The 22,907-nt window shown below is 41.1% G+C and carries 12 protein-coding genes; 3 read left to right on the forward strand and 9 right to left on the reverse strand.

Going from position 1 to position 22,907, the window contains the following annotated elements:
- Positions 1-15: 15 nt before the first annotated feature.
- Both BT_RS20825 and nagB read left to right on the forward strand, forming a co-directional pair.
- Positions 16-1,212 (forward strand): FprA family A-type flavoprotein, encoded by a 1,197-nt coding sequence (locus BT_RS20825; protein ID WP_008764349.1) that lies wholly within the window; start codon positions 16-18, stop codon positions 1,210-1,212.
- 45 nt (positions 1,213-1,257) lie between these two features.
- Positions 1,258-2,070, forward strand: a complete 813-nt coding sequence (gene nagB / locus BT_RS20830) for a glucosamine-6-phosphate deaminase (protein WP_008761009.1) — start codon at positions 1,258-1,260, stop codon at positions 2,068-2,070.
- 122 nt (positions 2,071-2,192) lie between these two features.
- On the opposite strand, the gene BT_RS20835 is transcribed toward nagB, so the two are convergent.
- The 9 genes from BT_RS20835 to BT_RS20875 form a co-directional block, all read right to left on the reverse strand.
- Complete coding sequence (locus BT_RS20835) at positions 2,193-2,807, reverse strand: L-threonylcarbamoyladenylate synthase (protein WP_008761010.1); 615 nt, start codon at positions 2,805-2,807, stop codon at positions 2,193-2,195.
- A 17-nt stretch (positions 2,808-2,824) separates the two neighbouring features.
- Positions 2,825-5,341 (reverse strand): AsmA family protein, encoded by a 2,517-nt coding sequence (locus tag BT_RS20840; RefSeq protein WP_011109118.1) that lies wholly within the window; start codon positions 5,339-5,341, stop codon positions 2,825-2,827.
- Positions 5,342-5,461: 120 nt separating this feature from the next.
- A complete protein-coding gene (locus BT_RS20845; RefSeq protein ID WP_008761012.1) occupies positions 5,462-7,459 on the reverse strand; it encodes an AAA family ATPase in 1,998 nt (665 codons plus the stop codon).
- A 44-nt stretch (positions 7,460-7,503) separates the two neighbouring features.
- Entirely contained in the window at positions 7,504-8,289 is a 786-nt protein-coding gene (locus BT_RS20850) for a Cof-type HAD-IIB family hydrolase (protein ID WP_008764352.1), read from the reverse strand.
- Positions 8,290-8,661: 372 nt separating this feature from the next.
- Positions 8,662-9,840, reverse strand: a complete 1,179-nt coding sequence (locus BT_RS20855; RefSeq protein ID WP_011109119.1) for a DUF4998 domain-containing protein — start codon at positions 9,838-9,840, stop codon at positions 8,662-8,664.
- Between the two features lie 15 nt (positions 9,841-9,855).
- Positions 9,856-11,118, reverse strand: coding sequence for a DUF5000 domain-containing lipoprotein (locus tag BT_RS20860; protein ID WP_011109120.1), 1,263 nt, complete (start codon positions 11,116-11,118; stop codon positions 9,856-9,858).
- Between the two features lie 32 nt (positions 11,119-11,150).
- Positions 11,151-13,073 carry a RagB/SusD family nutrient uptake outer membrane protein gene (locus BT_RS20865; protein WP_011109121.1) on the reverse strand — a complete coding sequence of 641 codons (1,923 nt, stop codon included), beginning with the start codon at positions 13,071-13,073 and terminating at the stop codon, positions 11,151-11,153.
- Between the two features lie 10 nt (positions 13,074-13,083).
- Positions 13,084-16,299, reverse strand: a complete 3,216-nt coding sequence (locus BT_RS20870) for a SusC/RagA family TonB-linked outer membrane protein (protein ID WP_162303130.1) — start codon at positions 16,297-16,299, stop codon at positions 13,084-13,086.
- A 262-nt stretch (positions 16,300-16,561) separates the two neighbouring features.
- Positions 16,562-18,379 carry an alpha-L-fucosidase gene (locus BT_RS20875; RefSeq protein WP_011109123.1) on the reverse strand — a complete coding sequence of 606 codons (1,818 nt, stop codon included), beginning with the start codon at positions 18,377-18,379 and terminating at the stop codon, positions 16,562-16,564.
- Positions 18,380-18,877: 498 nt separating this feature from the next.
- Here BT_RS20875 and BT_RS20880 point away from each other — a divergent pair, with 498 nt between their 5' ends.
- Entirely contained in the window at positions 18,878-22,810 is a 3,933-nt protein-coding gene (locus BT_RS20880; RefSeq protein WP_011109124.1) for a hybrid sensor histidine kinase/response regulator transcription factor, read from the forward strand.
- Positions 22,811-22,907 lie beyond the last annotated feature (97 nt).

Consider the following 22,907-nt stretch of genomic DNA (forward strand, 5'->3'; position numbering starts at 1 on the left):
AATTAAAGTTGAAGAATGGAACAGAAAACAAGAATTAAAGGAAATGTCCACTATGTGGGAGTAAATGACCGTAATAAACACCGTTTTGAGGCGTTATGGCCGTTGCCCTATGGAGTTTCGTATAACTCTTATTTGATTGATGATGAAATGGTGGCGTTGGTGGATACTGTAGATATCTGTTATTTTGAAGTCTACTTGCGCAAGATCAAGCAAGTAATCGGCGAACGTCCTATTAACTATTTGATTATAAATCACATGGAGCCGGATCATTCGGGCTCCATCCGATTGATTAAACAACACTATCCGGATATTATTATTGTCGGCAATAAGCAAACCTTCGGCATGATTGAAGGATTCTACGGTGTTACCGGCGAGCAATATCTGGTGAAAGACGGAGACTTCCTTGCATTAGGCAAGCATATGCTTCGTTTCTATATGACTCCGATGGTGCACTGGCCCGAAACGATGATGACATTTGATGAAACGGACGGAATCCTTTTCTCAGGTGACGGATTCGGATGCTTTGGCACTGTAGACGGAGGATTTCTGGATACCCGTATCAATGTAGATAAGTACTGGGGTGAAATGGTGCGTTACTACTCCAATATCGTTGGCAAATACGGTAGTCCGGTACAGAAAGCCCTGCAAAAATTGGGAGGACTGCCTATCACTACCATTTGCTCTACACACGGACCGGTATGGACAGAGAATATTTCCAGGGTGATCGGTATCTACGACCGTCTGAGCCGTTATGATGCGGACGAAGGTGTGGTTATCGTATATGGCAGTATGTATGGAAATACGGAACAGATGGCGGAAGCTATTGCTGCGGAACTCTCAGCACAGGGAATCAGGAATATTGTGATGCACAATGTGACGAAGAGTCATCCTTCTTATATCCTTGCAGATATTTTCCGTTATAAAGGATTGATTGTCGGTTCTCCGACATACAGTAATCAGATATTCCCGGAAGTGGAATCGTTATTGTCTAAGATTCTGGTTCGCGAACTCAAAGGACGTTATTTGGGATACTTCGGTTCCTTCACCTGGGCAGGAGCTGCTGTGAAGCGTATGGCTGAATTTGCGGAAAAGAGTAAGTTCGAACTGGTAGGCGATCCGGTAGAGATGAAACAGGCGATGCAGGATATTACTTATACCCAGTGTGAGAACCTGGCACGTGCGATGGCGGACCGCTTGAAAAAAGACCGCTAAATAAAGAATGAACAATTATTTACTAACCTATAAAACAATCGACTTATGAGACTTATTATTCAGCCGGACTATCAGTCCGTATCTCAGTGGGCTGCACATTACGTTGCCGCAAAAATAAAAGCTGCCAACCCAACTCCGGAAAAACCTTTTGTATTGGGCTGTCCTACGGGATCTTCACCTCTGGGTATGTATAAAGCTTTGATCGATTTAAATAAGAAAGGAATCGTTTCTTTCCAGAACGTCGTAACATTTAATATGGATGAATATGTAGGCTTGCCGAAAGAACATCCGGAAAGCTATTACTCTTTTATGTGGAATAACTTCTTCAGCCATATCGATATCAAAAAGGAAAATACGAATATCCTGAACGGTAATGCTCCCGACCTGGATGCAGAATGTGCACGCTACGAGGAAAAGATTAAGTCTTATGGTGGCATCGACCTTTTCATGGGTGGCATTGGTCCAGACGGACACATCGCATTCAACGAACCGGGTTCTTCACTGACTTCCCGTACCCGTCAGAAAACGCTGACTACGGATACAATCATTGCGAACTCCCGTTTCTTTGACAACGATATTAACAAAGTTCCGAAGACAGCTCTGACTGTTGGTGTAGGCACTGTGCTTTCTGCTAAAGAAGTGATGATTATCGTAAATGGTCACAATAAGGCCCGCGCATTATATCATGCAGTAGAAGGTTCTATCACTCAGATGTGGACTATCAGTGCTTTGCAGATGCACGAAAAGGGTATTATCGTTTGTGACGATGCTGCTACGGAAGAGTTGAAAGTAGGTACTTACCGTTACTTCAAGGATATCGAAGCAGGTCATCTGGATCCGGAATCATTGATTAAGTAAGAAATATTCAGGCACGGATTTCACGGATTAACACGTTTTTTAGATATGTAATCTTTTAAAACCGTGAAATCCGTGTAGTCCGTGCCTGATTTATATATTCTCTAAGTTAATAGTCTTCGGGATTAAATCCCTTCCAGCCAGCCTTTTCCCTGACGGACAATTTCCGGTTCATCTTCTGTGCACTTCACTACTGTAGAAGGTTCTATGCCTCCTATTCCTCCGTCGATCACCAGATCCACGATATCGCCGAACTTTTCGTCAATCAGTTCGGGATCGGTCATATATTCCAGATCTTCATGCTCATCATATGGCAGTGTGGTGGTCATAATAGGAGCATCCAGTAAGCGGGCGATTTCACGAATGATGTTGTTGTCCGGCATACGGATACCCACCTCTTTTCGGTTGCGGAAGATTTTGGGCAGCCGGTTGGTGCCATTCAGGATAAACGTGAACGGACCGGGGAGATTATGCTTCATGAGCTTGAACTCATTATTACCCACTTTGGCATACTCGCTGATACTGCTTAGATCGTAGCAGATGATAGACAGGTTGTTTTTGCGCGGATCAATATCTTTGATCCGGCAAATCCGTTCAATAGCACGTTCTTTCAGCCCGTGGCATCCGATGGCGTACATCGTATCCGTAGGATAGATGATCAGTCCGCCGTCGTTCAGGATGTCGGTTACCCGTTGCAAGTCCTGCGGGTTATTGTTTTTATCGTACAGTTTCAGAAGCATACTCTCTTCTCCTTTTCTTATTTAAGTTTCTTCTTTAAGAAATCAAGTGCTTTCTCTGTAGCTTTTTCCGTCACTTTCTGTTTGATGGAATCTTTGTTGGCAGTCGTGGCAGAATCCAGTCCGAGCTTTTCTCCCAGTTTGCTGATTGCTTCGTCGGCTACGGATTCAAGTGCCTGATTGGCCATACTCTTTGTATCGACACTGACTTTCGGGGAAGTGAATGAACCGCCGATCTTCAGATCGAGTGTCATCAGCTTGGAAATGCCGGTGGATGCCGGAAGCTTGATCTTGCCGGAGTAGTCGATGGTCTGGTCGAGTCCTGTGCTACCGGAAAGATTCAGATTATAGTCACCCATTTTGATATCAAACGGTTTGGTTTCCACCCGTCCGTCTTTGATAGTGAAGTCCAGTGTCATATCTTTCACTTTCATTTCTTTCAGACTCGGTTGGCTGATGGCATCGGCTATCTGGTCGATTGCTTTCACACCACTCAGACTGAGATCGCGGGTAGACAAGCTGCCGTCTCCTTGCATCGTTTCCAGTACCGGGCTCATGGCTGCGTCCAGGTCGGTCAGCACATTGATGCTGCCGGAGAAGTTTCCTTTCAGGTTCTCAAAGATAGGAGCCAGTTGCTGAACCATATCCAGTTCTTTGTATGCTTGTGAGAAGCTGATATCCGACAGTTTGAATCCGGCTTTCATTTCCGGTTTCTTCGCATTGGCGGTAGAGTAATATCCGTTCATCACCACATTGCCGCTCATAGTGCCCATAGAAAGATTCTTCATATCTACCTTTCCGTCTTTGACAATAAGTTTACCGTTCATATTGTTGAATGTCATCTTGTCAAACAGCACCTGTTTCAGATTGGCGTCCATCTGGAAGTCGATATTGCGCGGAACTTCTATTACGCCGGCAATCGCCGTGGAGTCTGTAGCAGCAGCCTCGGTAGTTGCCACGCTGTCTGTGGAGGCTGTCATGAAATCATTCAGATTGAAATAATTGGAATGGATGTTCAGCGTTCCTTTCAGCGTAGTACCTTTCAGAGCGTAGCCGATATAGTTCTCGAAACGGCTGTCGGCAGTAATATCGTTCTTACCGATATTGACCGTCGTTTCGCTCAGTTGCAGATATTTCGGGGTGAAGGTGAAGAGTGATTTCTTGATATCCACATCCGGCATATCCTGCATTTTCAGTTTCATATTGGTCAGACCGATGGTTCCGGAGGCTTTCATGTTGTCGTACTGTTCTTTCTCTATATAAGAAAGACGTCCGGACATTTGCATATCGGCGTTGATGGTTCCGTTCAGTTCCATATCTCCCAAAGGGTATACCTGTTTGATCATACCCAGGTCGAGGGTACCTTTTGCCTCAGCTTTGAAATCGGGGTCGCTGACCGGTGTTTTCACGTCCGCAGTCAGACTGAAAGGATTTCCTGCCAGACGGAAACTGAACGGGTTGATTTGGATGGTGGTCAGGTCTATATTTCCTCCCGGATTTCGGACGTTGGCATTAATGTTGATCTGATCGACTCCTGCGGGCAATGCCGGATAGCGGAACATAGCGTTCTTGACTTGCATGTCGATGTTGAATGCGGGGACAGTATCTCCTTGCAGCGTACCTTTGGCTGATGCGGCAAGAGTAGCGGTTCCGTCTGTTTTCAGACTGGAGAATTCCGTTGCGTAAATGGCAGGAATCAAAGACAGTATTTCCTTGAAGCCTACATCATTGGTATTGAGTTTGAGATCCATGTCGATAGCGGGATCTTTCAGTTCCACCCAACCGTCGATACCTGCCTGAATGGCGTTGAGGCGAATGGTATTGTCTTTCAGTGTATACTTGTTGTTGGCAAGATCGGCGTCTACATCCATCTTGGCGGAGATGTTGGCGTTTGCAAGGAAAGGAATGCCATTCATCTTGTAAGTCAGTGATTTGGTTTCCGCTTCCAGTTTCAGCGTAGTGCGGTCACTGCCCAGGTCACCGGCACAAAGGGCGTTGAAATCACGGATGTCGGCATACATTTTACCTTGCTGGTCGTCATAAATCAAATTCATGTTCTTGATGACAAAACGTTGCAGCTTGACTTTGAAAGGAGATGAATCTTCTTCCGCGGCAGGCGTTTCCTGCGTGTCTGTCGTGTCGGGCTTCATAATATCCCAGTTGGCACGACCGTCCGGCAGGACAATGGCGTGCAGGCGGGTATCTTCTATGAATACTTTGGAGATGTCATAACCGCTGTCTCCGAAAAGGGAGAACAGATTGATGGTGGCAGTTACCTCTCCGGCTTGTACAAGGGTATCATTTGCGAATTCTCCCGCGCCTTTCAGCCAGAAATCTTCGAGAGTGACAGAAGCCTGCGGAAAGTTGCGGAACAGGCTAATGTTGAGTTTCTTGAAATCAAATTGTGCATTGAGCATCTTGTTGCCTTCTGTTTTTACAATACCTGCTATCTTACCTTGGAAGGCGAAAGGAAGGAGGAGCATCAGAATGATTATTACCCCTACGACGATAGCTGCGATTTTCAAACCTTTTTTCATTTGCTTTTCTTTTAAGAGTTTGACGTACATACGAAGGCAAAGTTAATAAAAAGTTTTTGATGTAAGATGATATTCAATAACTTTCACAATCAGAAGACTTCTGATACACTACCAACTTATTTATGATTTTTTCTTTCTGAGTTCCTCGGCAATTCTCCATTGTATGGCGGCTTCCACTTCTTTCCCCACTCTCAACAGGGCATCTCCGAAAAGCTCGTGTGCACCGGCATGCTCGGGTTTCAGACTTGTAGCCTTGTCCAGGTCGGCAATTGCTCCTTCAGTATTATCGATTTTCAGACGCAGTTTTCCACGGTTGTACACAGCTTTAAAGTTTGCAGGATGAAGGCTGACAGCGGTATTGAAACAGTTTTCCGCATCAAAATACTCTTTGCTGTTGAACAGGGTGATTCCTTTCCGTATCCAGGCGTCTATATAATTAGGGTCGAGGCTGAGCGCTTTGTCATAATTGGCGATGGCGGCACGGGCGTCGTGGGCTTGGGTGATACATTCATTTCCCATTAACAGATATTCGTGGGCATATTGCCGCAGACGTTCCTGCTGTTCCCGCATTTGCTCTTTGAGCTTTTTGTTCTGCTCCTGCAAGGTGTTGATAATCCCCAGTTTCCGGCGGATTAATCGGCGGGGAACAGGTTTCTCTATGTCATAACGGGAGTGAATGGCACGGAAAAATTGTTCCAGGCATTCTTCCATATCCCCTTTGTCGAATGCACGTGCGGCAGCGGCATACTGGACATCGGCCTGCGCCTGTTTCAGAGCCTTGTCGATGGCTTGCCGGTCGTTGAACCGTCCGGCAAAGTTTACGATTTCGGGACGCACAAAGATATCCGCCCGGTTGATCGGCTTTTTGAGCTGGATGCCATCCAGTGAGGTACAACGGCTGAGTGCTACATACGCCTGTCCGCCGGCAAATACACCTCCCGTGAAGTCAATCACTACTCTGCTGAAAGTCAACCCCTGACTCTTGTGGACGGTAATGGCCCAAGCCAGCCGAATGGGATATTGGGTGAAGCTGCCCAGTACTTCCTCTTCAATCTCTTTCGTCTTTTCGTTGTAGCGATAGCGGATGTTACGCCATGATTCCCGTTTTACATCGCATTCCTTGCCGTCATCGGTGATGACGTATATCGTTTCTTCTTCCTCGTCGATACCGGCAATCACTCCGATGGTACCGTTTACCCACCGGCGGTCGAAATCATTCTTGATAAAGATGATTTGAGCACCCGGTTTCAGAACGAGTTCCTGTGAGGTCGGCAGACTACTTTCGGGAAAATCCCCTTCAATGCTTCCCTCAAAGGTGATCGGTTCTCCTGCCAGCTCGGCCAGTTTCTTCTCATTGATCGAGTCAACCGTATCCCTTCGGGTGGCAAGCGTGATGTACATATCGGCTTCCGATTCTTCGATATGGCTTCCGTATCGGGTGTTCAGCAGTTGCAGGTCGGCTGCTCCGGCGGTGTTGGTACGGATATGGTCGAGAACGCTGACAAAGACGGAGTCAGTTTGCCGGTATACTTTCTGGAGTTCGATGGATACCAGATCGATCTGGCTGAATACTCTTGCCGAGAAGAAGTATGGAGTAGGGTAGGCACGGTTCAGAATCTCCCGCTCGTCATTCTTCACGACAGGTTCCAGCTGGAAAACGTCGCCTACCAATAACAGTTGTTTGCCGCCGAAAGGTTCCCGTAAATTATGTGAATATACACGTAAGATGCGGTCGATGGCGTCAATGAGGTCCGCCCGTACCATAGAGATTTCGTCTATGATGACCAGTTCAATCTGTTCCAGTAATTTCCGGTGCGGTTTGGTGTACTTGAAGAACTCGTGAATGCGTCCTCTCTGGAGACTTAAATTTGGATCGTCCGGCAGTAACGGATAGAAGGGGAGTTTGAAGAAACTGTGCATCGTACTTCCTCCGGCGTTGATGGCTGCGATGCCGGTAGGTGCGAGAACGACATGTTTCTTCTTGGTATGTTCGCAGACATAACGTAGGAATGTAGATTTACCTGTACCCGCTTTTCCGGTCAGAAAAACCGACTGGCGGGTATACTGAATAAGATTCAGGGCGTCCTGAAAAGCTGCGTTATTAGTGTCTACGCTCATAAAGTTAGTGACGGATAAGCAGATGTGCTGACCGGATAAATGAATTAGATAATCCCGAAATGTTTCATAGCCTTGCTGATGCCGTCCTCATCAATGGGGGCTGTCACATAGTCGGCTGCGGCTTTTACATCCTCTTTGGCCTGCCCCATAGCGACTCCGATAGCTGCGTGGCGGAGCATGCTGATATCGTTTCCTCCGTCGCCGAAGGACATCGTTTCTTCCAACTTGATACCAAAGTGCCGGATGATTTCATCGATGCCTTTCTGTTTGGTATCGCCTTTGGCTGTGACATCCGCAAAAGCCGGATACCAGCGGCCTATTTCGCAAGTCGGGATGGATGGAAGCACTTCTTTTTCTTCTTCCTCCGTGATGAAGGGAGTCATCTGGATGACTTCTTTATTGCTTGCTTCTTCAAATGAAACTGTCGGAATGACATTTACATGCAGGAAGTCATAAAAGATCTTCTTCACCATCTCATTCGGTTGGCAAACAGAGATATTATGCTCCTCTACGAAGATGCAGGGGACTCCTTTCTTCTCGCAGAAAGCAGCCATTGCTTTTACTTCTTCCTGCGGGATGGCACTTTTGTAAATTACTTCTTCTCCGACAAAACAATAGGCTCCGTTCATGGTTATATATCCATCGATCAGGTTCCGGTCCTGCAATTCGGAAAGATTGTTGATAATGGCTTTCGGGCGTCCGGTAGCGATAAATATTTTAAGCCCTTTTGCGTGGGCGGCTTCCAATGCCTCAATGGTAGAAGACGGGATACGGTGTGTTTCGAAACTAACCAGCGTTCCGTCTATATCAAAAAATAAAGCTTTCGTCATAAATTCCTTTTAGTCCAACTGTTGATATGTAGCAAAGATAATTCTTTTCGGTTATATAAACCTAATGAACAGGTACAATTTCGTGATAATATAATCGTCTCACTTCCTTCTGCCTGATCAATTTTATATATTTGTGCTATGGTTCCATATTATTCTTATTATCGAAATGTTCTGTTTTTAAGATTGCTGTAGGAAAAAATAGCTCAAAAACTAATAAACTGGAGATTAAACTGTATAAATAGACGTAATAATATGCAGAAAAGTAGTCTGATTCTGTATAAAACTGTATGGTATATGTATCTTTTCTTGTCTGAAAATAGAAGTGGGAAGAAAATACTTTTTCTTCCCACTTGATTTAATCACCGACTGCTATTATTTTTTTCCCATTGTAAACATAATCTCTGCAATACTTGCATTTACGCCATTGTTGCTGTCGGTCACTGTAGTACGGAAATATCTTCCACTTATAGCCTTTGGTAATAAGATAATTTGTGCATTAGGAACCTTATCATTAGGAAAATCTAATTTTCCTAATTCTGTCCAGTTTTCTTTGTCATCACTGATGCTGAACATGACTGCTTTTAAATCAAGGTTATTTTGGCGCCTAGCCAATTCTATTGATAGAATGTTTTGTGTTTGTTGCATATCAAATATGATTATATGTGGCAATGGTGGATTCTTCCCTTCACCATCCCATTGTGAATGCCAGAAAGTATTTAAATTACCATCAATTAATGCTTCTTTATGCCCGTTTACGGCTCCTTCACCGGTCAATTCTTCTGTGTTAGCCTCAACTCCCCATCCTGTCCTGTCCACATCGATATATTGGTTATGAATCTCGTCCCACTCTTCTTTTGATACAGTATAATAGGTTGGAAAACTCACAACTTTTTCTAATGATGGAATTTCGTCAATAGCCTCCTCTGAAGGTTTAAAATAAGAAGTTACTTTAAACTCTGTATCAAGTACGGCATCTGGTATGATAGAAGTTGTTGCTCCTTCCATCAAAGTGATTGTTTTTTCGCTGCCTTCGTTGTTGGTATAAGTAAACATCGTTTTTGTACATCCTTCCATAGGAGCCCATTTAATGGTAACTCCTTTCGACAGTGTCGCTTCCATAGAGTTGATTCCTTGTGCGGATAACCCAGCTTGATAGGAAGACCCATATACTTCACCGGAAATGGTTTGTATCAGAGATTCTTTTCCCGTTTCACTCTTATTTATTATCGAAAAGATATATTTCCCTTCTGGAAGATCAATTATCTTTGAGATATAATCATTGATATCACGATCTGCAGAGATGGGTACCTCAATTGGAGTTTCGCATCCTTCCCAAGAAATGATACTGGCATTGATTCGAGGATCAGCATTTAGTTTCCATTTCAATTCAATACGGTTGAAACCGCTGTTCGCTTCCAAATCACTGGCGATTCCGAGATAGGTCTCTTCACCCATTTTAAGATACTTTTCGTGTACATCATACATATCTCCGCAAGCAGCTATTCCGAGAATTAGCATGCTGCAAACTATATAGTTTATAATATTTTTCATAATCTAATTATTAAGTTATTTCCCGATAGGTTGCCCCCAAAAGGTCATTTCACCGATCTGTGCATAAGTACCTCCACTCCAATTCTCAAGCATGTAAATTCGAATGTAACGGAAATTGGGTGCATCTAGTGGAATCTCATGTTCGTCACCGTTTTCAATATATTCTAAATCTTCATTTGTTTTCGTAGGGTTATCGCTTCCAGAAGGTTTATAACACTCTACTTCCATGATTTTTGTCCATCCTTCGAACGTAGGATATTTGATGCCATCTTCTTTTACTTCACCTCCTAGATACATATTATCCGTAAGTGCTTCACAACCATAGATAACATATTTTTTTAAATTGTTATGGTCATAAGCCCATACATTAACTGGATCATTTCCTCTACGCTGATACATTTTAAAACGACTGACTTTGGCTACCTGTCCCATGTCAAAAGTTATCGTCCTTCCAATTGCAGGGTTTGTCGTATTCGTAATATTATGGAAACATTCCATGTTGTAATCACCTTGCCATATATTTCGTATTGGCAAACCGGACATTGCTTCACAATCACCAGGTAATGGATTAACTTCCTTGAATAAAGATTTAGACAGTTCTTCTTCATACAAAGGCGTACTTTCCTTTTCCAGCATCTGAGAATAGTTCTCCCAGCGATCTTGAATTCTATATCCTAGTGTTATTGGTTCTGCAGCCAAATTACGGATTTTGGCTACTCCGTTTAGTACACTAGAATAGAAATTTTCCAGAGATATCCATTCCCCATCATCTTTTTTAAACACTTCTAAAATAATGTTTTCCCTTGTTGGATTTTCCCAAGTCAGACTAACCCCGCCAAAACTATTTTCGACTTTCAGAGAATTATAAATAAATTCGACGGGTGGAGTCAACGGGCTTATCGTTACCGAAAGTGGTTCAGATTCGTTCCTGCTTTTATCTATACTCTTTAGAGTCACTTGATAGTCACCCACTTTGCCGAACCCTTCTACTGTAAGTTTGTTTACATAAGGAGAGGCTTTAGTAGTTCTTTCTTTTCCATTGATCATATAAGAAGCTACTACACATAGGAGATCGTCATCTTTAGGAGGAGTGTAGCTGATGATAGCTCCACCGTTAATATTTTCTACTTTTATATTGCTAGGCAATCCCGGTGCTATATTGTCAGTCGCGTCAAGTCCAATTCTGTCGTCTTGTCCGCATCCTGTAAGACACAGTATACCAATTAAAGTCGCAGACATATATTTTGTCAGCTTTAATATATAATTTATTTTTTTCATCTTTCCAGTTTTTTATAACATGAATACGGTGATTACCAACCCGGATTCTGTCCCAGGTTCGGATCTTTCAATACAGTTTCTACTTTTAAGGGCCACAAGTAATCTTTAAAACTGTATCTCGAACGTAGATAAAGCGTAGTGACACGGTAAAATTCTTGTGCTGTTTCTCCTTGTACATACCACCCCTTCACTTCACGAGGAAGTTCCTTCTTCCAACGACGTAAATCCCAAAAGCGTTTTCCTTCACAAGCTAGTTCATTTAAGCGTTCCATACGAATGATTTCACGCATACCTGTTTTCGTGTTTGGCTTTTCAGGATACTTTGAATATTTTTGCCAGGATTCCTTTACTCCGTCAAGACCAGCGCGCTCACGCACTAAGTCAATATAGGTATAAACATCGTTGTTAGGGGTGTTGAGCGTTTCATTCAGTGCTTCCGCATACATCAGATACAGATCAGCAAGACGAATAATCGGAAATGCATAACGTTCCGTTGACAGACCGTTATCAGTCACACTAGTTTTATAGCTACATACTTTTTTGTTTAAATATCCAGTATATGAATAGTCTTCGGAAGTAATACGACCAGAAACTTCTTTAGCGCGAAATTTATAGAAAGCCAGATCTTTCGGTTCATCACTGGCATAACCGTAGCCGTACCATGTTCCACGATCGAATGATAGGTTAGCATAAAAGCGTGGCTCTCGGTTGAGGTGAAGATACGCCGTTTCTTCACCGATTTTGAGATAATGCTTATTATTTCCTTCATCAGGAATGATAGTGAAATCATACCGATTTGGGTAGTTTTTCGACCAAAAGTCTCCTTTATCTTCGGAGATGGGAACACCGTTAGAGGAATAAAACTGTTCGGCAACAGTTAAGGTCGGAGCCATTACAGATATTGCATCGTAGTGACTGCCCTTAGTTGTTTTGGCTACTGCTACCTTTTGTAATCCGTTGACGTTCCATGTACTTCCCCATATAATTTCCGTATTCCATTTCTCTGTAACTGCTTCACCGATATCAAGTAACTTGCGTGTAGCATCCGAAAGTCCGTTAACGGGCAGAGTGAAATAGTAAAGGTCATGTCCGGCTTCTTTGGCGCACTTTATGGCGTCTAAAGCTGCGTCTGCAGCCTGTTTCCATTTGTTATTATCTGTTTCAGAGGGAAAAAGACTTCTTCCTTGATTATCTTTTACGTTGATATAATCGGTATTTCCATTGAATAGAGGACTAGCAGCCAATAACCACAATTGTGCTTTTACCGCTTTTGCTATTGGTTGGGTGATTCGTCCCAGTTCTTCACCTGCATCAGTGACTTGAAGAGGCAGATCTTTAGCTGCGTCATCCAGTAGATTGGAAATATAGTTGACTACATCGTCCACTGGGTCCCGGTAACGTCGTACCTCTTCCGCAGATGCATCTATCGAAATGTTGTTATCCATGATAGGGATAGGACCATAGAGCATAAATAGATAATAGTGGTAGTATGCTTTGAGGAATTTTACTTCCGCAATCCATCTGTTACGTTCATATTGCTGTAAATCTAGAGGCTTGTCAATATTTTCAAGAAAGATATTGCAGTCGCGTATAGCAGTCCAAAGATTTGTTCCTCCATTAAGGCCATCCCAATAATTCTGATAAGGGTCATTACTGTTCTGTTCTCCACGACCGATTTCCCAAGCGTTGAGACTGAGGCGTTGATCTATAAATCCGGTACCTTTGGGTATTAACCAATGTTCATCACCTGCTAGAAAGCCGATGGAACCGGCTTGATCCCACTTTGGCAGGTAACTATAACAAGTAAAAAGAAACTTACGGGCATTTGTCTTGTTGCTGAAGGCTGTTTCCATGTCCGGGGTACCTTCGGGCACTATATCCAAGTAATCACTGCAAGATGTATTGCATAGTATAGCCGTAAGAATAAATGATATGGATACTATAATTTTTTTCATATAGCAAATTTTAGAGTGAAAGTTGAACACCTATATTAAATACACGTTGAACGGGATATCCAAGACCATTGCCTCCCATTTCCGTATCCCATGTTTTAAACTTAGAGATATTGAACAAATTTGTTCCACTCACGTAGATACGGAAGTTTTCAAGTTTGGCTTTACTGGATATTCGCTTTGGTAGTGTATAGCCTATTTCTGCAGATTTCATACGCAAGAAAGTCCCGTCACGTAGCCACCATGTACTTTTTTGGTTATTATTACTAATAGCAGTATCTGACAAACGCGGCCAAAATGCATACATGTTCTGATTGGCTTCGCTCCAATGATCGTCTGCGACAATTTGCAAAAGAGCATTAGTTGCCTGTTTACCTCCTAATTCATTATTCGGGTCATTAGGTTGTATGAAAGGGCTTATATCTGCAGGTGATATAAAGAAAGAAGAACGTGATGATCCTTGGAAGAAACAGTTAAAATCAAAATCTTTATATCCTATTGAGAAGCCGAAACCGTAAATAATCTCGGGAGTAGTAGGATAACCAATAGGAACTCTGTCCTGTTCGTCAATAATTCCGTCATGATTAATGTCCTTGTATTTGATATCTCCTGCCATATATTCTCCAAATTGTTGTTTAGGAGAGTTTGCTACATCTTCTTCATCTACAAATAAACGTTCAGCAATCAGACCGAATTCTTGGCTGAGTTTCGTTCCTATTTTACTTCTCCATGGAGTGGCTGAATAATCGGGTTCTTCGTACTTGGAGAACTTGCTACTGGCATAGGTAAAATTACCTCTAATGGTAGCCCATAAATTCTTGTTGAAGAAATGAGAATAGTCCAGTGAAATATCGACACCATGTCCTTTGGCTTCACCAATGTTTGCCTGCGGAGAGACTTGAAAACCCATTAGAGTTGGAATATCGGCACGTGTCTGCAAAATATTGGTTCTTCTTTCTTTAAAATATTCGGCTTGTATTTCCAGATCTTTAAATAGTTTCATCTCAAATCCTACGTTTAGTTTATGAGAGATTTCCCAACCTATCTTAGGATTAGCATAACGCTTGATGGAAATCTTACCGTTAGAGTTCTTTGCATTGAAATTTGTTCCGAATCCCATACCGTTATCACCATCCATGCTAACTTCAGATAGATAGAAGAAACGTTCGTCAGAAATATTATCATTACCTACTAATCCATAAGAGCCTTTCAATTTTAGTGAACTAATTACTTTTGTGATAGGTTTGTCTTTCCAAAATTTTTCATTGGAAACCATCCAGCCTAGCCCTCCTGATGGGAAGAATCCCCAACGGTGGTTCTTGTCAAAACGTTCTGAACCGTTGTAGCCGAAATTGAATTCTGCATAATAACGATCGGAATATCCATAAGTGAAACGACCAGCTATCCCCATATTACGTGATGGGAGTGATAATTGTAGAGTTTGTGCATTTCCAGATTTTGATTCACGTACGGTATATACCATCATTCCACTTATATTATGTTTTTTATAAAATGTCCGGTCATAAGATAGAGATGCTTCCAAATACAGAGAACTGTCAACCGATTTGCTTCCTGGATTATATGATAGATAGTCTGTACCTTTGTCCGAATTTAAGGCGCTAAGTATATATGTGTCCGTGTACTTATCATAACTGTCTAAAGAATAATAGAACGGAGTATATGAACGGGTGAGATCATAATAAGAGTTTCGCGTGACATTTGCCAATAGACGTCCGTTCAATCCGTCGGTGATGAAACCGAAATCTTGTTTAAGTTCGAGTTGAGCAAGAACAACAGTTTTTTCATATTCTTTATATCCTCTGGCCATTTCTGCATAAGGGTTCAGATAGTTTGCACTGCTTCCTGAGTTACCGAATAATACATGTTTGGTGTTAATATTCGTTTCATCAGGAGCATACATAGCAGGAAATTCAACAGGGCTGGCTTTAATAGCTTGGCTGTATATGGCAGAACCACCAGATAACGGTCCTTGATAACTGTCGAATGTGCCACTAATACGTACAGCTAATTCGGTCGTCTTGGTTAAGTTGATGTTTACATTTGAACGTACTGTATATTTGTTCAGCTTGATGTTATTATCAAAGATATTATTAGGAACTTGTTTGAGGATACCATTGTCTCTTGAGTAAGATAAGGCTACATAGTAGCGGGCTACCCGACCACCACCACTGATGCTCATGTTACCACGATAGTTTACTGTGTAATCTTTAAAAAGCATGTCTTTCCAGTCTACCATAGGATAAACATATGGATTCAATCCTTTTTCTCGGGCAGCTATTGCACTTTCAAGATAAGGTAATGCATTGCCTGGATTTCTAGTCCTTGCAGCTTCGTTATGAAGTTTCATGAAAGTTAGCGGATCTGCTAATTCTACCTCTTTTGACGGGGCAGAGAATGAACTTTCTGCTCTGAATGATAACTTCATTTTGCCTTCTGTTCCTTCTTTAGTCGTTACCAAGATAACACCATTGGCACCACGTGCACCGTAAAGGGCGGTTGCGGTTGCATCTTTTAGAACAGAAAAACTGGCTATATCGTCAGGATTCAGTCTTGACAGATCCGAAGAAGTTAGTTCAACATTATCAATTAAAATCAGTGGATCGGCTTTACCTGTACCAAAAGTAGTTACACCACGAATAAAGAACTCTGCATTGTCTTCTCCCGGTTCCCCACTTCTTTGGTAAGCAACCACACCAGCTAACTTTCCAGCAAAACCTGTTGTTAAGTTACTGCTAGTCGTTTTTAACTCTGCAGGCTTAATAGTGGAGACTGAACCTAATACAGATTCTTTTTTTTGCTTGGCGAATGCTACTACTGTTACGTCCTCTAGAGCTATCCCGCTATCTTCTTTCATGGTAACAACGCGAAAGACATTTAGATTTTTAGGATTGAACTCGATGATCTTCTTTTCATACCCGATATAAGAGAATTCAATAGTTTTAGTATTAGCCGGTACCTTTAAAGTAAAGTTTCCGTCTAAATCAGTGGCAACTCCTGTATTGGTTCCCGGAATATAAACACTTGCGCCAATGATAGGCTCATTGTTGAAATCCAGGACAATACCTTTGATCGTGTAAGTTTTTCCTGTCTGTTGTGGCGATGCTGTATCCTGTTTGGCATAGAGTGGAGTAAAACACATACCATACAAACAAAACAGGATTAATATTTGTAGTATTCTTCCACCACTATTTTGTTTTTCATTAATCATAGAAATTAAAAGTGTTAACAATTCATTCTTGTGTTTTCAATAAGCATGAATCTTGTGGTTAATTAAATTTTTCGATAAGTTTGGATAGACAGTCCTTATATATTAAAGATCTGTTATCTTCATTAAGACTAATTTCTCTTTCTTTGCCTTCATTGGAGTTAATTTGATAATAAGAAGATTTATATAGTGTAAAAATCAAAATAGATGGCGTCTTTTCTATTCTGATTTTTGCTTTTAGTTAGTACTTGTGATGAATGTAAAATCAAGGGGCTATTGTTACTCCGATTTCATTTGGTTCAACTTTTGCGGCTGTATCAGTGGGAGTGGTGGCTTCCAGTTTGATAAAGCGTGCCTGAACTTTTTGATTGAAATAGACCGTTTGAGGCAATGGGTTGTGCATAATGTTGCTGAATTCTCCATTGGTAGGTACTTCCTTCCAACTCTTGCCGTCGAGACTGATATAAAATTTATATCGGAAAGCCATTGTTGTCTTTGCCTTTGCATTTAGGGGAGCATAGGTAAAGGCGTTGATTGTCACCTTCTTTTGCAAATCTATCGTTAATGGCTTTGTAGACATAACTTTCCATCCTGAACGAGGCAACTGATTCCAGTTTTCCTCTTGTTTCCCTTCCTTTATAGGTGCTGCATAATAAGCAGCCACCTGGCTGATGTTAGCATTCAGACGAGATTCTAAAATCTTTATCCGTAACTGATCGGCTTTAATAGTTGGAAAACGTAGCAATCGTTTGTAACCTACAGTTGTCCCTTTAGCCACTTCTTTCCAGCTGTTATCTGTCAGTGCTTCTACGGTGAATGCTTCTATCCGTTGTCCTTTGGTTATATCTTCTTGCAGCATAACTACATTAATTTCTGAACCGGCTTTTAATTGATATATCTTTTCATTGCCGGAAGCTGTATTCCAATATTTTTTCCCTTTCTTCACATAGTTGTCAGCAAATACTTGTTTTCGGTAAGCAGCAAACTCTTTCAGACGTTGTACGTCTGCTTCATGAATTAAGCCTCTATGGTCTGGTGGTATATTCAGCAGAAGTACAGAATTGTATCCTACCGATTGGAAATAAATATCTGCGAGATGTTTCAATGACTTCACTTTATTATCTTCTTCTTTATGATAGAACCATCCCGGGCGTATGGAAACATCTACTTCCGAGGGATACCAAAATAACTCTGTCGCTTTCTCCAACATCTTGCGGCTTCCTAAATCATTTGACTGTCCATTGATTCCTAATTTCTTATTATTCTTGTCAGCACGGGCATATATCTCTGGAGTTAACACGGTGGTGCTCCATTCTGTTTCACGACCTAATCCGCTTTCGTTGCCTACCCAGCGAATATCATCTCCCATAATTGCCATTACTGCTTTGGGTTGTAACCGGTGGATAGTTTCATAGACGGTATCCCAGTCATATACTTGTTTTTTTCCGTTTGGACCTTCTCCGTTTGCCCCGTCAAACCACACTTCGTGTACTTCTCCATAGTTAGTTAGCAATTCGGTTAGTTGGCGGATAAAAAACTTATTATAGCGAGGGGAATCTCCATAACATTCAGCATTTCGATCCCATGGAGAGAGGTATAGTCCAAACCTCATGCCATATTTTTTGCATGCCTTTCGAAGTTCTTTTACTACGTCGCCTTGTCCGTTTTTCCAACTGGAAGACGCTACGGAATGCTTGGTCGTAGCTGTAGGCCATAAGCAGAAACCGTCATGGTGCTTGGCTGTCAGAATCACCATTTTGAAACCTGCTTCTTTCAAGTTGCTTACCCATTGTTCTGCATCCAATTCTGTAGGATTAAAGAGATTGGGGTCTTCCTTTCCATCTCCCCATTCACGTCCGGTAAAGGCGTTTATACTGAAATGAAGGAAAGCCGTCAGTTCCATTTGTTGCCAGACTACTTGTTGAGGCGTTGGAACCAAACGTGCAGCCATATCGATTTTTTGTTCAAGAGTGGCATTCAAGGGAAACTCTACGTGTTTTACATAATAGTTTTCTTTCTTTTGCGCCTGTCCTCCCAAAGTAATAATGGAGAATAATATAAAAGAGGTCAGTAGTTTGTTCATAGGTCATAGTATTAATTGAAATTGCTATTTTTAGGAGAAAATTTCCACTATCCAGCACCAATGCCGCTAGATAGTGGAATTTTTGGGGTAATGTTAAGTTCTTATTTGCATATTTCGTATCCAGAGAAAATGCAAATCGTAAAAATTGAAAAATGATAGGTCATTTAATAGTGTAAATCTTTTCATATGTATTATAGAGTATTTATTCAACTTGATGTGTGCTGCAAAAGTAGGAGAATGAATGGTGCAGTATGTTTCAAAAATCACTAATTTATTTTCAAAAATCACTAATTAGCCCCATTTCATCGGGGAATCTGTTGTTATATAGTAAAAATAAGAAGTTGTTAGAATGGAAAGTATTCTTTTTTGTGTGATGCGTTTTCTTTTTGACATAGCAGTGTTTGTGAGATAGAGCAGAAGATACTTTTTCTCTTTTTCTGGTAATATTTTCTCTTAAATGTAGTATCTTTGAAAACTGAATCTTATAATCTGACTATAATGAACGCAACAAAACTATTGCTCATAGTATCTATTGTACAGATGTTCTTTTCATATCCTCTTCGGGCAGAACATTATTACTACAAACAAATCTCATTAAAGGCTGGATTACCTTCAACTGTACATTGCATTGCAGCAGATAATCGTGGCTTCGTCTGGATGGGAACAAGATCAGGCTTGGGAAGATTTGATGGACAGGAACTTAAAAAATATATCCATAACTCATCCCTGTCTAATTCACTTCCCGGTAATCAAATTTATCAGATTGCGAGAGGAGAGCAGGGGAATCTTTGGATATTAACAGATAAGGGAATTTCACTTTATCGATATCAGAGTGATGACTTTCTTTTGCAGACGGATGAGAAAGGTGAAAATTTGATTGCTTATTCTGTTTGCCGGACCCCTGAAGGAATTTTATTCGGTGGACAAGGGAAAATCTATCACTATAGTTATAAAGAATCTTGTATACGGAAAATCTACGAATTTAAATCGGAGCAGAACTTTAATATTACCGCTTTGGGTTTGATAGATTCTCATACGATACTATGTTGCAGTCGTTGGCAAGGGATGTATTTGGTTGATCTTCAATCAGGCGAATACAGACGAGCGCCTTTTGGGGCAGAAAAAGAAATTACGGGTATGCTTGTTGATTCCAAACAAAGAGTGTGGGTTGCTTCTTATAATGTCGGACTGCGTTGTTTTACCCGTGATGGAAAGCAGATTGCACTTTATACAACCCGTAATTCCTCTCTTAGTAATGATATCATATTGAGTATTGTTGAACGTAAAGGGCAAATATGGCTTGGGACAGACGGGGGAGGCATTAATATACTCAATCCTGAGACTCAGCAGTTTTCCTCCTTAAAGCATATCCCCGGAAAAGTCAATTCATCACTTCCTAATAACTCAATCATCTGTCTTTATAATGATCAAAATAATAATATATGGATTGGGAGTATTTATAGTGGTTTGATTAGTGTTCGTGAGGTATATATGCAGGCATACACAGATGCGTTGCCGAATAATAAACAAGGTTTAAGTGACAATATAGTATTGAGTTTATGTCAGCAGGAATCAGGTCATATCTGGGTGGGAACAAATGGAGGTGGAATTAATTGTTTTAACTCCCTGGCCGGAGAGTTTACACATTATCCTTCTACTTTGGGAGATAAAGTTGCTTCTATTTGTGGCTTTGCTTCCGGGAAATTATTGTTGTCTATATTTGCACAAGGGATATTTATTTTTGATCCGGTCACAGGAAATAAACAACCATTTACTATTATTGATAAAGAAGTCAATGAACGTTTATGTCTTCACGGAAATACGGTCAATGTTTATCGGAATACTCCCAACACGATATTGCTGTTGGGCAATCACGTGTATTGTTATCATTTGAAGGAGAAGCAGTTTTCTATTGTTTCCGAAGAAAAAGGCATAAATATTATTGAGGGGTCCTTGAAAGCAATTGCTTGTGATGGGCATTCAACTTATTTGAACGATATAAAACATATTTATGAGTTGGATAATCATAGTAATAAGCTGAGAGTGTTGTTTACTGCTCAGGATGATATGAATATAAATTCAGTATCCATGGATGAGAGTGGCTGTTTTTGGATCGGGAGTAATTTAGGTTTGGTGAGTTATCATCCAGCGACACAGAAACAAAAAATGATTTCTACTTCATTATTTATAGAGGTTTCTTCATTGATTTGTGATCAAAAAGGAAAGATTTGGGTTGGTGCTGAAAACCGACTGTTTGCATGGTCCATAGCCGAGGAGAAGATGGCATTATTCGGCGAAACGGATGGAGCTGTTCCGAATGAATACTTTCCAGAAGCTCGTTTGTTAAGTCAGAAGGGTGATATTTATATGGGAGGGGTCAAAGGATTGCTTCATATTGATGGTAAGCTACCATTGAGAAATACGAATCCGCAATTACAATTATCAGATATCATAATCAATGGAGAACCTGCGAACAATAAATTGTATGATGGTATAAGAAAGCTTTCCGTGCCATGGAATAGTAATATTGTCATTCATGTCATGGCGAAAGAAGAAGATATCTTCAGACAGAAGGTGTATCGGTATCAGATAAAAGGGCTGGATGAGCAGCTTGTTGAATCATATAGTCCGGAACTGACTATGCGTGCGCTTCCTCCGGGTAATTATCAGATTATGGCTTCTTGTACCACTAAAGACGGTAGTTGGGTGCCTGCTCAACAATTGTTACAACTGACAATTTCTCCTCCATGGTATAAGACATGGTGGTTTATATTGGGTTGTATTCTATTGGTAGCTGTCATTGTCATTGAAAGTGTGCGAAAAGTGTTGAAACGTAAGGAGGAAAAGCTACGATGGGAAATGAAGGAACACGAGCAAAAAACGTATGAAGAAAAAGTTCGTTTTTTGATTAATATAAGTCATGAGTTGCGCACACCTTTGACACTGATCTATGCACCTCTCAAGCAAATATTGAAATCGCTTTCTCCTCAAGATGCCCAATATTTGCCGATAAAGGCTATTTATCGACAGTCACAGCGGATGAAAAATCTGATAAATATGGTGCTTGATGTACGTAAAATGGAGGTAGGTGAAAGTCGGTTACAAATAGAACCACAGCCGCTAAACGAATGGATCAAGCATGTATCACAAGACTTTATCAGCGAGGGAGAGGCAAAAAGTGTACATATCAGTTATCGGTTTGATTCACGAATAGAAGCAGTCAGTTTTGATAAAAACAAGTGTGAGATTATTCTAAGCAATTTGCTGATTAATGCCTTGAAACACAGTCCGCAACATACAGAGATAACTATTGTTTCGGAATTGATTTCTGAAAGAAAAAGAGTGCGCGTATCTGTCATTGATCAGGGAAGCGGATTGGAAAATGTGGATACACGAAAGCTCTTTACCCGATTTTATCAGGGCACTAAAGAACAAAACGGGACAGGAATCGGGTTGTCATATTCTAAAATATTGGTTGAATTGCATGGCGGCTCCATTGGTGCCCGGGATAATCAGGAAACAGGTGCCACATTTTTCTTCGAACTGCCGTTGAGGCAGGATGCTGAAGAGATTGTTTGTCAACCGAAAGCTTATTTGAATGAGTTGATGAGCAACGATGATAGTGAACATATCAGTAAAGGAGAGGAATTTGATACAACTTCGTATACGATTTTGGTTGTGGATGATAATTCGGATCTGACGGACTTTTTTAGTAAGGCATTGAGTGAATATTTTAAAAAGGTGTTGATAGCTTCTGATGGAGTGGAGGCGCTTCAGTTGGTAAAGAGTTATACACCAGACATTATTGTCAGTGATGTGATGATGCCACGAATGAATGGATATGAACTTTGTAAAGGTCTTAAAGAAGACCTTGCTGTCAGTCATATCCCTATTATTTTGTTGACGGCTAGAGATGATAAGGAAAGTCAGATTAGCGGTTATAAAAATGGAGCGGATGGCTACCTTACTAAACCTTTCGAAATAGAAATGTTGATGGAGTTAATCCGAAATCGTTTGAAAAATCGTGAATATACAAAGAAGAGATACCTGGATGCTGGATTAATACCAGCTCCGGAGGAAACTACTTTCAGTTTGGCAGATGAAACGTTTTTGGTGAAATTGAATAGAATCATTCAGGAGAATTTGAGTGATACGAAACTGGATGTGTCTTTCATTTGTAAGGAGGTAGGGATGAGTCGTGCTTCGCTTTATACGAAATTGAAGGCACTGACAGGCATTGGTCTAAATGAATATATTAATAAAATCAGGATGGAAAAGGCGATTCTGCTGATTACTGCTACAGATTTTACATTTACGGATATTTCAGAGAAAGTAGGATTTACTACTATCAGTTATTTCAGTACAGCATTTAAACAATATACCGGAGAAACTCCGACAGCCTATAGGAGCAGGCAGAAAAAAAAGGAATAGAGTGCCGGTATATATTAAAAGAATCGGCTTGAAAACGTCTGTTACAGAGTTTTAAGATACAAACTCGGAGTTTTTGTGTACTTTTGCTTCAAGATAC

This window comes from Bacteroides thetaiotaomicron VPI-5482 (assembly GCF_000011065.1).
Lineage (GTDB): Bacteria > Bacteroidota > Bacteroidia > Bacteroidales > Bacteroidaceae > Bacteroides > Bacteroides thetaiotaomicron.